The organism is Helicobacter felistomachi (assembly GCF_030296895.1).
Taxonomy (GTDB): domain Bacteria; phylum Campylobacterota; class Campylobacteria; order Campylobacterales; family Helicobacteraceae; genus Helicobacter; species Helicobacter felistomachi.
On sequence record NZ_AP028022.1, the window covers coordinates 1,121,771 to 1,135,308 of the forward strand.

Genomic DNA, 13,538 nt, shown 5'->3' on the forward strand with positions numbered 1-13,538 from the left:
GGTCATAGTATATAATAATTTGAAGCACTTGTAGAGTGCATGGCTTTAAGGATGATCTGATGTCTAATCTAGTGAAAATGCTCCCTCTAACTTGTCTAGCTTGCCAAGTCCTCTTGGCTGACCCCCTGGATTTTAACACCCAATTTGAAATTCTAAAACAAGTGCGCTTGCACGCCCCCCTCCCCTTTCAAGCTCTCTTGGTGCAAGATCGCCATACAAAAATCCAGCAAGTGTTCTTAGCCGATCTGAAGAGTCCTTTAAAAGTGCAACTAGGCGAGGGCTTCATTTTGCCTAGTAAAGAGGACAGCGCGCAGCTCAAACAAATGCGCCGCCTAGTCATCAAACATAATTTTTTCATCAAAACAATGTCATCACCCTAGAGCCTCTATCCAAACATGCCTCTAAGGAGTTTATCTTGATTGTGAAGGGAGGGCTAAATGAAAAGTTGGTTTCTAAGCTAGCAGATAGACTTAAAAACGCGCGGGTGTATCTGGTGTTGTTGGGCTCATTTGCAGACGAGGAGGAGCAGGACGACTCCTTTGATGCGGCCACCTACCTCAAAGGCTTACACACCACTTCTAGCACGCTAAAAAGACTCGCGCTCTTGAAGTTAGGTCTGCAAAATGTGCGTGTCAACCCTCTAAAAGAACCCTTTTTGGATCGCATCCAAGAGAATGACTGATAACGGCACGAGTCCTAGCGAAACGCACGCCTACAAGCACAGCCTAGAGATCGTGAAGAACTTGCCCCAAATGCTCAAAAACGCGACTCTCCACCTAGTGCCTACACTAGGCAAATCCACTTACGATACTCAGTACATAGAAGTTATGATTCAAAAAGCCCATTGTCTCAAGGACAACCACGCAAAAATCGCGTGGATTCAAACGGTTTATAACGCCTTGACCCGTAGCGGTGAATACGGGGGTTGTGAGGACGGGGAAACTTATCTTGGAGACAAGATTTGTACTATGGCACCCCATTGCCCCGCTTTAAAAAATTATCATGAAACAGAAGAGTGGATCAATGTCTTTTTTGGGCAGGGGGCTTGTGGGGATGGCGTGAAAGATTGGTATCCCCTGCCCATCGTCTATGAATACAAAGAGGATTGAAGGGTTTAAGCGTGGGCTTTTGGAGTAGAATGGGATTAAAGATTAAAGGTTTAGCATGCGTTTTGGAAAAATCGATTATTTAAATTTGCTCCCCTTTGATATTTTCATTAAAGGCTACCCCACCCCCTCTAGCTTTAAACAATTCTTAAACCATAGAAAAACCTACCCTGCTAGACTGAATAAAGACTTTCTCTTGCGCCACATTGATGCGGGGTTTATCTCTTCCATTGCGGGCTACAACGCGTGGCGCAAAAAGCAGGTTACGCCCTGTGCCATCATTGGCAATAAAAAGGTCTTGAGTGTGCTTGTGGTGCTGCAAAAGGCGGGCTTTGACACACAATCGGCAACCTCTAATGCCCTGTGTGAAGTGTTGGGGCTAAAGGGGCAGGTGCTGATCGGGGATAAAGCCTTGCGTTTTTATTACCAAGAACAACCCAAGCCGGATTTTGTGGATTTAGCTACGCTGTGGTATAAAAAAACAGGCTTACCCTTTGTTTTTGGGCGTTTTTGCTACCAAGCGCACGGCAAGTTTTATATAAAAATGGCAAAGGCGTTTAATCAAAGGCCTATTAAAATCCCGCATTATATCCTAGAGCAAAGGGCAGAGCAGAGCGGGCTCACACGGGCGCAAATTTTGCACTATCTAAAATACATTTTGTATCGGGTGCGCCCCAAAGAAGAGTTTTCTCTGCGTTGTTTTTACCGCCAAGTGCGCTTAAAACGCGCCCCTAGGCCTAGACGCTTTTAGGGCGCAACATCCACTCGGCAAGCCAACTTAAAACCCCAAGCACATAAAAGCTTAGGCGGGCTTCATTGAAACGCTCCACCTGAAAGAGCGTGGATGCGCTCAAAAGAAAGATTAAGATCCCCGCCCCCAAGACCCACAAGTTCGTGTATTCGTAAAGCCCAAAATGGTTGGGGCGCGCCGACAGCACATACAACAAGTACCCCAACCACAGACAAAAGAGCACAAAATCCCCACAGGCCAGCCAACTAAGTTCAAGCAGGTAGCTTTGCAAGCTTGAAGCAAAGAGAAAAAATAGACAAGTGTTGAGCGAGGGGGCAAAAAAGAGCAAAGAGCGCGCTAAGGGGCTGTCCTGCCATTTGAGTAAAAAGCGCCCCAGCCCCAAGATGCCAAAGGCGATAAAAAAAAATAAAGAGAGTAAAAAGCCTTGAAGCGGGCTAGGGCTTGGGGGGTGTAGGCACAAGCCAATAAAGAGCGCGCCGCTTGCCAACGCCCCCACCCTAGCTAGCCAAAAGCCCTCTTTATGCCACAAAGAGCGCAAGAGATACACCAAGGAGAGCACAGCCCCGCATAAATAAAACCCCCAAATCAAGGGCTTATAAAAGCCCTTGTTTAAAATACCAAAGAATTGCGAAAACGAGTGGCTAAAGCTTGTGCATAGCAGGGCCAAAGCCGTGATCACAAAGAGCACAAAAAAGAGCGAGGAGAGCACCATTTGGTCGATCGTGGGTTTATGCATCAGTAGTTTTTGCTAATGAAACTTTGCACGCCATCGGCAATCCCTTGTGCGAGCCACTGCTCATAGTGTTTGTCTTGAATGCGTTTGGACTCTTTAGGGTTGGAATTATAGCCAATCTCAATGAGAATAGAAGGCATTAAAGCTCCCGCCAGCACCCAAAAAGGCCCCTCGCGCACCCCCCCATCCACCACACCTTTATAGTGTTGGTGCAACTTGTTTAACATTCCAAACTGCACATCAATGGCAAGTTTATTAGAGATAATGAGCCGCTGCGAGTTAAGAGAATTTAAAAAGGAAAGCTTAGAAAAGTAATCCATGACTTTGACATCGTCTTGGTTTTCTTGTTCGGCCACCTTGCGCGCCCGCTCGCTTCTAGCAGTGGAGAGAAAGTAGGTTTCAATGCCCTCGGGGTTGGTGGGGGCATTTTTGGGGATAGAGTTGGCGTGGATGGAGATAAACAAATCGGCATTTTTATCGTTGGCAAACTCGGTGCGGGCTTTCAAACTGATATAAACATCTTGTTTGCGCGTCATATAGACCTTATAGCCCCTTTTAACCAACTCTTGTTGTAAGTCTTTAGCCACAGCCAGCACAATGCGTTTTTCACAAACATGGTTTACCCCCAATGCCCCGCAGTCATGCCCGCCATGCCCGGGGTCGATCACCACCTTAAACTGCTTCAACTCTTTGGGGTTGGACTCAAGGGGACGCACCTTTTGGCGCACAAGGGGGTGGGTTTGGATAAAGATATATAAATGGTTGTGGGCGATTTTATAGCTGTAGGTGGCGTTCTTGTTCCAGGCGATCCAAATTTGCGTGGTTTTGTGGTGGTGGGCGAGTTTAATCACGCTCTTGTTGGCAAAATGGTAGCGTCTAGGCGGGGGCAAGAGATCTGCTTGCACCCGCAACAAGGCTTTAAAATGTGTAAGGCGGGTTTCTTGCACCATGCGGTGGCTGATGGGCATGTTGAAAGTGATGCGGAACGAACTCACTCCAAAAGGCACGACATCCACGATTTTGAGCGCATGCGCCCCTAGGCTGCAGACAAAAAGGCAGAGGAAAAGGAAGCGCACCCTTTAACCCTGGATCAGCTCTTGCACGAGTTCGTGTACGCTGATGATCTTGTCGATGCGGTATCCATTTGCGCCTGTGAAATACAAGCCTTCTGCCCGGTTGCCCTGGTGCGCCCGCCCGAGTCCATCGGCGATGCAATAGCCCACATTGCGGGCTTCCTCGCCTCGGTTGCAAGGGCTCACACAATTGCTCACGCAAGCGATTTTAGGGGCGTTGCCCTCTTTAATGCGCTCCAAAACCCCGGTATTGATGGCGCGGGCAGGGTAGCCTACGGGGGATTTGATGAGCAAAATGTCCTCTTTCTTTAATGAAGGCAAAATCTCTGCATACACCTTGGCGTCGCACTCTTTCGTGCCTAAAAATCTAGTCGCCATTTGCACCCCACTTGCCCCCAAACCTAGCATAGTGTCGATGTCCTTCCTGTCCCAAATGCCCCCAGCGGCGATGATGGGGATGTCCCCCCACTCTTTGGCCGCCTCCACAATGCCCGGGACTAAATTTTCTAGCTGAAACTCCTCTTTGAAACAATCTTCATATTTAAAGCCCTGATGTCCGCCGCTTAAAGGCCCTTCCACAATCACAGCATCGGGAACGCGCTTATAGCGCGCACTCCAACGCTTGCAGATGATTTGTAAGGCTTTGATGGAGGAGATGATGGGGATCAAGGCGACATTGGGGAAGTCTTTTGTAAATTCGGGCATGTTCGTGGGCAGTCCCGCCCCCGTGATGATGACATTTGCTCCCGCCTCACAAGCATCTCGAACAACCCGCCCGTACTCGTTGATGGCGTGTAGGATATTTGCCCCCAAGGGCTTAGACCCACAAATTTTCCGGGCGTTTTTAAAGATTTCCATCAAGGCTTGTTTGGAGTAAAAATTCAGGGCTTCAAAGGGCTTTTTTGCCACAATCTTCTCCACATAGCGCATGTTTTTATAATAGCCCGTGCCCACCGCTGAGATCACGCCCAAAACGCCCTCTTTGGCGGCGTTGCCCGCAAGTTCGTCCCAACTAATCCCCACGCCCATGCCCCCTTGAAAAATGGGGTATTGGATGGTGTGTTTACCGATTTTGAGCGGTTTTAATGTGGAAGTCATGTGTCCTGCTTTAGTGGATGATGGCTTTTAAAAATTTTCGTTTACCCACCTGCACCACATAAGTGCCGGGAGTAAAGCAAAATTGCTCGTCCAAAAGCACCTCTTGATCGATTTTCACGCCCCCTGCTTTAATGTCGCGTCTAGCTTGCGAAGTGGAGGGACACAAGCGCGCTTCTTTGAGCACTTGGGCGATCCAAACGCCTGCACTAAACTCCATTTGTGCCAAATCGCTAGGGATTTGCTTTTGGCTAAAAACCAAATCAAAAGCGGCCTTTGCCTCTGTGGCGTGCTCTTGAGAGTGCAAGCGGGCAGTGATCTCCAGGGCCAAATCCTCTTTCACCGCCTTTGGGTGCAAATCCCCTTTTTCTACCCCACTTTTAATCTTAGCGATCTGTGCGCTCGTTTTACTACTTAAAAGCTCATAGTAACGCCACATTAAAGAATCGCTGATGCTTAAAAGCTTGGCATACATGCTCTTTGGCTCTTCGCTCACGCCGATATAGTTGCCTAAACTCTTACTCATCTTAGCTACCCCATCCAAGCCCTCCAAAAGGGGCATGGTCAGCACGCCCTGCTCTTTAGAGAGCCCATACGCCCTTTGTAAAAACCGCCCCACAAGCAAATTAAACTTTTGGTCATTGCCCCCCAATTCGATGTCGGATTGCAAAGCCACCGAGTCGTAACCTTGCAAAAGGGGATACATGAACTCAACCATGCTAATGGGCTTTTTCTCTTTGTGGCGTTTCTCAAAATCATCTCGTTCAAGCATTCTAGCCACTGAGAATTTAGAAGTCAATACCAGCAAGCCCTCCGCGCCCAGCGGGCGCAGCCACTTGGAATTGAAACACACATCGGTTAAGGCGGGGTCTAGGATTTTAAATACCTGCTGTTTATAGGTTTTGGCGTTTTGCAACACTTCCTCAAAGCTTAAAATTTTGCGCGTTTCGCTCTTGCCGCTGGGATCGCCGATGGTGGCGGTGAAGTCCCCAATTACAAACTGCACCCTTGCGCCGTGTTTTTGCAAGGTGGCGAGCTTGTTTAAAAGCACGGCATGCCCTAGGTGCAAATCGGGAGCGGTAGGATCAAAGCCCGCCTTGGCACTAAAACGCTCTCCGGTGGCATAAAACTTCTCCACGAGACTTTGCAGATACTCCAAACCGATGCACTCGCTCATGCCTCTTGCAATATCTGACATTGCTTCTGTAACGCTCATATCCATCCTTTAATCCTGATAGGCATCTTTGATACTTATAAACTCTGTAAGGCGGTCTTTATATTTGTGGGTGAGCATGTCCTTAAACTCCCCAATCTCTCTCTTGCCCGTGTATTCAAAGAGAATCTCGCAACTCGTGGAGTATTGCCCATGGCTGGCGTACTGGATCTTTACAATGTTACAGTCGTTTTTGTTCAACAAGTTGAGCACTTGTAAAAGGCTATCCCTGGTGCTGCCGATATAAATGTTGATTTTGTAAATCTCCTTGTCCTTCTTACTCCAACTGATAAAAACCATTGGCAAACCCACATTAATATCGGCATGCCCCATCTTACAAACCTTCGTGTGGACCACAACCTTATACTCTTTAATGCTAGGCATGATTGCCACGATGTCATCGCCCTTTTTGGGGTGGCAACAATCGTTGAAGAGCACTTGCCTGATCTGTGTGTGGGGGTTGGCGTAGACGATGAAGTGGTCTAAATCACATTTTTTAAGCCCGATGTGCGGGGCAGGCAAACCCAAAACACGCCCGAATTTAAATTGCATAAGATTTTTCATTAAAAAGCCAAATTGTCTTGGCTCGGGACGGTGGTGGGGGTTTGGATGTCCTTGCACCTTCTCTTGGATTTGCTCCACAAGCTTTTTCAGCCCATTAATGCTCTTAATGGCTTCGCTCAAACTAAGATCCACCCCATGTTCGGCGAGCTTTTTCTCAAAGGTGGTGTATTGCTTGGGACCGATGTCTGGTCCAAAAATGGAGGTTTCAAAAATGGTGTTTAAAATATTCACCATGCTTTTTGCGTCAATCTCTTTGAGGCGATTCTTTTGCAGGCGTTCTAAATGGTTTTTGGCCCGCGTGGTGCGGAGTTGGTTGATCCAAGTAAAGCGGGGGATGCTCTCTTGACCCTTAATGATTTTCACCACATCCCCACTTCTAAGCTTGACATTCAACTTCACTTTTTTGTTGTTGACAAAGGCTGTTTCGGCTTTATCACCCAGTTCGCTGTGAATCATGTAGGCGAAGTCTAGCACAATCGATTCGGCGGGCAAAGTGTAGCTGTCCCCACCGGGCGAAAACACCGTGATGTCTTCGCGGTACAACACATCGTTTTGCACCAGCTCATAAAACTCTCGAGGGTTTTCTTTAGACTCTTCGCTTTGGTATTGTAAATTGTGCAGCCATTTTAAATGCTCGCTCTCCACGCCCCCGGCTTTATACTTCCAGTGCGCCGAGTTGCCATACTCTGCCCCTAGGTGCATGTCAAAAGTGCGGATCTGCACTTCATAGATGTTTGACTCGTCAAAAATAGTCGTGTGGATCGTCTGGTAGCCATTTTCTTTAGGCAGGGCGATGTGGTCCTTAAAGCGTGAAACAATGGGTTTGAAGTGCAAATGCACGATCCCTAGGATTTTATAGCACTCTAGGGGGGCTTTTACAAGCACCCGCACCGCCATTAAATCTAAAATCTCGTCTTTACTCACCGCCCCTTTTCTTTGTGTTTTGAGGTAAATGGAGTAGGGGCGCTTGATGCGCGTGGCAATTTTAAAATCCCCTTCAGCAAAACCCGCCTCATAAAACATTTTTTCTAACTTGCTGGCAAACTGATTGAGCTTTAAAAACAGGGCTTGCTTGCTCTGCTCTAGATAATCTTGAATGCTCTTATAATCTTGAGGGTAAATGTAGTAGAAACATTTATCTTCCAATTCGTTTTTGATCGTAGACATGCCAAGACGGCTGGCGATGGGGGCGTAAACGGCCATGGTTTCTTTAGAAATGCGGATTTGTTTGTTTCTAGGCAACGCGTCTAGGGTCAACATATTGTGTAAACGGTCGCTGACTTTCACCACTAAAGCTCTGGGGTCTTTAATGGCACTGACTAAAATTTTTCTAAAGGTGAGGGCCGTTAAGAGCAAGTGGGGATTCTCAGGGTCAAAGGCAAGTTCTTCCTTACGGATTTCTGTGATTTTGGTGAGCGCGTCCACCAAATTCGCCACATCTTCACCGAATTTATCAAGGATTTCTTCAAGATTGCAAGGCGTGTCCTCCACGACATCGTGCAAGAGAGAAGCGCACACCATCGCCTCATCTCCCCCACAAAAAGCCACGATGCAAGCCACGCTGATTGGGTGTGTGATGTAGGGCGCACCCCCTTTACGTTTTTGTCCCTTGTGGTAGTGGGTGGCTAAGTCTAGGGCTTCTTGGATTTTTGGGGTGATTGTGGTGGTGTTTTTTAAGACATCAAGCACCTCATCGGGGCTCGCAATGTCCTTAACGAGCTCTAAAATTTCGCCTAATCTGCCATAGTGGGGTGGTTTAGAGTCTTTCATCAATGTAGTCGAGACCGATCTTTCCCTCCGCAATTTCGCAAATGGCAATATCGGTGGGCTTGTGGGTTTTGACATCCATCGCCACGAGGGGTTGCACCCCAGCACCTAGCTGCTTGACGCGTGAAAAGATTAAATTGGAGAGGATATAGCGATCCCCATTGACTTTATCCAAAGCCTTAGCCACAATTTCTTCTGTTCTCATCTGTCGTCCTTTTAGTTATTTCACCATAGAAAACACGCCCTGTTGGTCCTTAATCACATGCAACAAATTGTCTTTTTTAAACATGTTGCAGACCACAATAGGCAGCTTATTATCTTTGGCCAAAGAGATGGCGGTGTCGTCCATCACTTCAATGTTGCCGATCAGTGCTTCATTATAGCCCATGACATCGATTTTTTGGGCATCTTCAAACTTATGTGGGTCTTTGTCGTAAATCCCATCCACTTTCGTGGCTTTGACAATCAAATCTGCCCCGATCTCAATAGCTCTGAGTGTGGCGGCGGTGTCGGTGGTGAAAAAGGGGTTGCCCGTGCCCGCAGCAAAGATCACAATCCGCCCCTTTTCTAAATGCCGAATGGCTTTGCGGTGGATGTAAGTTTCGCACACTTCTTGGATTTCCACCGCACTTTGCACCCGCACATCCAGCCCCATGTGCTCTAGGGCTTCTTGCATCGCAACCGCATTGATCACTGTCGCCAACATGCCCATGTAATCCCCACTCGTGCGCCGAATAATGCCCCCTTAGCCGCACTCACCCCCGAATGATGTTGCCCCCGATCACAATGCCAACTTCTATGCCGTTGTCAGCAAGCATTTTGATCTCTTTGGCGATGTAGCTTAAAATTTGTATATCGATCCCAAAGTGGGTTTCACCCGCTAGAGCCTCCCCCGAAAACTTCACCAACACACGCTTTTTAGAGTGCTCTTTGTTTTGCATAAACTCCCTTCAAATCCCTTCAAATCTATAAGTGCCAAAAGGCCGCATTTTACAACAAATAGCCTTAAGTCAAGGCACGCACCACGCCCACCATTGCCCCCACGCTTTTTAAGACTTCATCGGGACTCATGGTGTAAGCGGGCATGAAATAAATGGTGTTGCCTAAAGGGCGTAAAATGATGCCAAATTCTAAGCCCTTTTGAAACACCGCAAGGCTTAGGCGTTGGCTGCCCTTATAGCCCTCTAGCTCAAAGGCAAAGACCATGCCACATGAGCGCAAATTTTTAACGCCCTTTAGCCCTTCTAGTTGCTCTTGCATACAGGTTTGGATAGTTCTACTGAGCGTCTTGTTTTGTTCCACCACGCCCTGCTCAAATAAGTCCAGCGTGGCGTTAGCGCACGCACAAGCCAAAGCATTGCCCGTGTAGCTGTGTGAGTGCAAAAAGCTTTTATCCTGCTCGTAGGGGGCGTAGAATTTGTCATAAATCCCATCGCTTGTGAGCACCACCGCCAGGGGCAGATACCCCCCCGTGATGCCCTTAGATAAGCACAAAAAATCGGGCTTGATGCCGCATTGCTCAAAGGCAAATAAACTCCCTGTGCGCCCAAAGCCCACAGCGATTTCATCAAAGATCACCAAAATCCCCCTCTCTTGGCACATTTGTGTGGCTTGTTTGACAAAGTCTGCGCTGTAAAAATGCATGTTGCCTGCACACTGAATCAAGGGTTCTAAAATGAAGGCGCTGATGTTTTGGTGTTCTTGCTCTAAAATCTTTTCTAGGGCGTGCAAGGCTCTTTGGACGTCGGCTTCATCTTTGGGCACAGGGGTTTGTAGTTGATCGCAAAAAATCCCCTTGTAGGTGTCCTTATACAGCCCCACGCCCCCCACACTAAGAGCCCCCAGAGTTTCGCCATGGTAGCCATTTTCTAGGGAGAGGAATTTGGGCTTTTGTTTGCCTTCCAGTAAGTGGCTGTGGTAGCTCATTTTCAACGCCACTTCCACGCCCGCCGAGCCGTTGTCGGCAAAAAAGCACTTATCAAACCCGCTTAAAGCGCACAATCTAGCGGCTAAATTAATGGCCTGCGGGTGGGTTAAGCCCGCTAATAAGACATGCTCTAGCTGGTCTATTTGCTCTTTGAGTTTCTTGTTAATGTAGGGGTGGTTGTGCCCGAATAAATTCACCCACCACGAACTGATTCCATCGATGTAGCTTTTCCCCTCAAAGTCGTAGAGATACACCCCCTTAGCGGACTTGATGGGTAATAGGGGCAAGTGGGCATGATCGTGCATTTGGCTGCACGGGTGCCAAACGTATTTGAAGTCTAAAGCGTGCCATGTGGCGTTAGTTGGCATACAAACCCTTTAAATCGGCATTTTCCGCCTAACAAGATAAAGAATTTAGCAATATTTTAGTGAAATTCTTATAAAATTAGAGCTTATGGTGAAATTGCGTAACAAGGGTAAGGGTCTATGATTGCGTGGATGCAAAAGCACAAAAAATACTTGGTGGTCACGATTTGGATCAGCACCATCGCTTTTGTGGCTGCGGGCATGATCGGGTGGGGGCAGTACAACTTCTCTTTGGCCGGCGGGAGCGTGGCAAAAGTGGGGCAAATCGCCATCAGCCAAGAAGAATTGGCTAGAGAACATAAGCAACTCTTAGACATTTACAGCCAATCCATCCCCAACTTCAAGGACTTGAGCGCAAAAGAGATCAAGGCCCTAGGGTTAGAGCGCAGTGCCTTGAATGTGCTCATCAACCAAGCCTTGTTGAAAAACTTCGCTTTGGATTTGGGGCTAGGGGTGAGCGATGGCGAGATTGTCGCCGAGATTCAAAAAAGCGAGCTTTTCCAAAAAGACGGGCATTTTGACGAGGGGCTGTATAAAAAGCTCTTGCAAGAGAACAACTTCCGCCCCGCTGCCTTTGAAGACAATGTGAAAAACACCCTATTACTCAAAAAAATTGCCTCTTTATTCCCCCAAGCCCTAACCCCCCTAGAGCAAGAGGCGTTCATGCTCCCCCTTAGTTTGCAAGATCGGGTGCGTATTGAGGTGTTAGAGCCCAAAGAAGTCCCCCTCAAAGAAGAGAGCCTCAAGGCGTATTACAACGCCCACAAGCAAGACTATAAAAAGCCCACAAGCTACACGTTAGCCAGTCTACAAGTGTCTGCCAAGGACAACCCCAAAGAGAGCACTTTAAAGGACTACTTCAACAAACACAAAGAGCAATACACTTTGCAAGGCAAGCCCCAAGAGTTTAGCAAAGTGGAAAAAGAAGTGCGCCAAGACTACAACAGCGACAAGGCCAAAGAGCAAGCCCTCAAAGACTACCTAGCCTTAAAAAAGGGGCAGCTTAAAGCCGAAAGCGAAACCTTCACCACCCTGCCTTACGGCGAGGACATCAATAAAAAAATCGAGTCCATGCGGGTGGGTGAGGTGTTAAAACCCCTGCCCTACAAAGAGGGATGGGTGGTTTTAAAACTTGTGGAGAAAAACGCAAGTGCGCTTGAAAGCTTTGTTGAAGCTAGGGCGAAGATCGCCCAAATTCTGCAAACAGAAGCACAAATTAGGGAGCTTAAAAAAGAAGCCTTGCAAAAACTGCCCACCTTCAAGGGTAGCGACATCGGGTTGTTGAATTTAGACTTTAAAGGCAACATCCACGACTTGGGCGAAAAGCCCTCCAAGGCCCTCGTAGACTACATCTTTAAACACCCCTATCAAGAGGGCTTTGCGCTCTTAGAGGGCCCTAGGGCAGTGCTGTATAAGGTCTACGCCCAAGACTTTAAACACCTAGTGAAAAACACCACCTATCTAAAACAAATGGCGCAAAACCTCAAAGCCCAAGCCCTAGACGGGGCATTGATTGCCATGTTGAAACAACGCTATAAAATCACCCTATACGCCAGGAGCCGCCCTTGAATCCCATCGTTTTGGGCGTAGACATCGGCTCTAGCAAGATTTGCGCCATCATCGCCGAATTGAAAGAGGGCACGCCGCAGGTGATCGGTGTGAGCGTGCATAAATCCGAGGGCGTGAAAAAGGGCAATATCAGCAACATCAGCCAAGCGGGCGAGGTCGTCAAAAAGGCGATTGAAGATGCCAAGCGCATGGCGGGGTTAGCCTTTGTGGAAAAGGCGATCGTGTCTATCTCGGGGGCGTGCACGCAGAGCGTGAATAGTGCGGGTTTGATCAATGTCCCCAATAATGAAATCACGCTTAAAGAAATTAACCGCGTGCTAGACACCGCCCTGCATAGCGCACACATCCCCACGGGCTATGAGGTGATCCACATTTTGCCCTACCAATTCAAGCTAGACAATCAAGACAACATCGAAGACCCGATGGGGATGAGCGGATCGCGTTTAGAAGTTTCAACCCACATTGTTACAGTGCAGCGCAGCAGTTTAGAAAACTTGCGCCGCACGATCCAAATTGCGGGCGTGAAGATCGAAAATGTCGTTTTGAGTGCCTATGCGGCCTCCATTGCTGTGTTGAATGAAGATGACAAGGCCCTGGGCGTGGCGTGCATTGATTTGGGTGGGGGGACTTGTAACATGATGGTCTATGAGGGTGGGTCGATGTGCTTTAACAACTACTTAAATGTGGGCTCGGAGCACATAAGAGACGACCTAGCCAGCGTGCTAGAAGTGCCTTTAGGCACAGCTGAATACATCAAAAGGCAATATGGCAATCTCATGGCTGAAGAGAGCGATCAAGAGATTGAAGTTCCCGACATCGGGGCAGAGAACAAGAAAAACCGCTTGTCCTTGCAGCTCGTGCACAACATCATCCGCGCGCGGGTGGTTGAAACCTTTGATGTGCTCCATAGGCGTTTGGTGAAAAGCAATTTGAAAGACAGTATCCGTAGGGGTGTGGTGCTGACCGGCGGAATGACCCATGTAGAGGGGATTAGAAATGTCGCCGCAGTGATCTTTGGCAATATCCCCGTGCGTATTGCCAAGCCGGTGGAGCTGAGCGGTTTGTCTGAGGAACTCAAAGATCCCACAAGCTCCGTGGCGATCGGCTTGATTTTGTACGGGGCGGGTAAGCACACAAACTACGAAAAAGATTCCGAGAAAACAATCCGCTATAAAGAAAACAAGCAGGCTCTGCCCGCCGGTTTCACCTACACCCAAGAGCGCAATTACATTGAGACGGATTTGACAAATCTCAAAAATACGGGCGTAGGCGAAAGCGTAAAAGAGCGGAAAAAGGATATAATACAAACTCCTGAGATGCCTAAGAAAAAAAGCGGACTTTTGGACTGGTTCTCCAAGTTATTTTAAAGGATGAG

13 protein-coding genes and 1 pseudogene are annotated in these 13,538 nt (G+C 48.0%); 6 read left to right on the top strand and 8 right to left on the bottom strand.

Going from position 1 to position 13,538, the window contains the following annotated elements; all coding sequences use genetic code 11:
• Positions 1-59 precede the first annotated feature (59 nt).
• From QUE23_RS05895 to QUE23_RS05910, 4 genes are read left to right on the top strand one after another with little or no spacing between them, the layout of a single operon-like run.
• Entirely contained in the window at positions 60-380 is a 321-nt protein-coding gene (locus tag QUE23_RS05895) for a hypothetical protein (protein WP_286348159.1), read from the top strand.
• A gap of 35 nt (positions 381-415) precedes the next feature.
• Positions 416-682, top strand: a complete 267-nt coding sequence (locus QUE23_RS05900; RefSeq protein WP_286348160.1) for a hypothetical protein — start codon at positions 416-418, stop codon at positions 680-682.
• Positions 675-1,109, top strand: coding sequence for a hypothetical protein (locus tag QUE23_RS05905; RefSeq protein WP_286348161.1), 435 nt, complete (start codon positions 675-677; stop codon positions 1,107-1,109). The genes QUE23_RS05900 and QUE23_RS05905 overlap by 8 nt, the downstream gene beginning before the upstream one ends.
• 55 nt (positions 1,110-1,164) lie before the next feature.
• Positions 1,165-1,857 (top strand): MqnA/MqnD/SBP family protein, encoded by a 693-nt coding sequence (locus QUE23_RS05910; protein ID WP_286348162.1) that lies wholly within the window; start codon positions 1,165-1,167, stop codon positions 1,855-1,857.
• Here the strand turns inward: QUE23_RS05910 and QUE23_RS05915 are convergent.
• The 8 genes and pseudogenes from QUE23_RS05915 to QUE23_RS05950 all read right to left on the bottom strand — a co-directional run bounded on the left by QUE23_RS05915 (position 1,844) and on the right by QUE23_RS05950 (position 10,597).
• The gene (locus QUE23_RS05915) at positions 1,844-2,593 is read right to left on the bottom strand and encodes a hypothetical protein (protein ID WP_286348163.1); all 750 of its coding nucleotides are present in this window, start codon (positions 2,591-2,593) and stop codon (positions 1,844-1,846) included. The genes QUE23_RS05910 and QUE23_RS05915 overlap by 14 nt on opposite strands.
• Complete coding sequence (locus QUE23_RS05920; RefSeq protein ID WP_286348164.1) at positions 2,593-3,666, bottom strand: N-acetylmuramoyl-L-alanine amidase family protein; 1,074 nt, start codon at positions 3,664-3,666, stop codon at positions 2,593-2,595. Before QUE23_RS05920 ends, QUE23_RS05915 begins: the two co-directional genes overlap by 1 nt.
• 3 nt (positions 3,667-3,669) lie before the next feature.
• Positions 3,670-4,761, bottom strand: a complete 1,092-nt coding sequence (locus QUE23_RS05925; RefSeq protein WP_286348165.1) for a nitronate monooxygenase — start codon at positions 4,759-4,761, stop codon at positions 3,670-3,672.
• A 10-nt stretch (positions 4,762-4,771) separates the two neighbouring features.
• Positions 4,772-5,974, bottom strand: coding sequence for a tyrosine--tRNA ligase (tyrS, locus tag QUE23_RS05930; RefSeq protein ID WP_286348166.1), 1,203 nt, complete (start codon positions 5,972-5,974; stop codon positions 4,772-4,774).
• A gap of 9 nt (positions 5,975-5,983) precedes the next feature.
• A complete protein-coding gene (locus tag QUE23_RS05935) occupies positions 5,984-8,305 on the bottom strand; it encodes a RelA/SpoT family protein (protein WP_286349427.1) in 2,322 nt (773 codons plus the stop codon).
• Positions 8,292-8,507: a DNA-directed RNA polymerase subunit omega gene (locus tag QUE23_RS05940; RefSeq protein WP_286348167.1), complete on the bottom strand. Its 216-nt coding sequence runs from the start codon at positions 8,505-8,507 to the stop codon at positions 8,292-8,294. The genes QUE23_RS05935 and QUE23_RS05940 overlap by 14 nt, the downstream gene beginning before the upstream one ends.
• A gap of 15 nt (positions 8,508-8,522) precedes the next feature.
• A pseudogene (gene pyrH / locus QUE23_RS05945) lies at positions 8,523-9,243 on the bottom strand (UMP kinase).
• A 64-nt stretch (positions 9,244-9,307) separates the two neighbouring features.
• On the bottom strand, positions 9,308-10,597 hold the full coding sequence (locus QUE23_RS05950) for an adenosylmethionine--8-amino-7-oxononanoate transaminase (RefSeq protein ID WP_286348168.1): 1,290 nt from the start codon (positions 10,595-10,597) through the stop codon (positions 9,308-9,310).
• A 117-nt stretch (positions 10,598-10,714) separates the two neighbouring features.
• On the opposite strand from QUE23_RS05950, the gene QUE23_RS05955 reads away from it, so the two are divergent.
• Positions 10,715-12,163 carry a peptidylprolyl isomerase gene (locus QUE23_RS05955; RefSeq protein WP_286348169.1) on the top strand — a complete coding sequence of 483 codons (1,449 nt, stop codon included), beginning with the start codon at positions 10,715-10,717 and terminating at the stop codon, positions 12,161-12,163.
• Entirely contained in the window at positions 12,160-13,530 is a 1,371-nt protein-coding gene (gene ftsA / locus QUE23_RS05960) for a cell division protein FtsA (RefSeq protein ID WP_285758608.1), read from the top strand. The genes QUE23_RS05955 and ftsA overlap by 4 nt, the downstream gene beginning before the upstream one ends.
• The last annotated feature ends 8 nt before the right edge of the window (positions 13,531-13,538 follow it).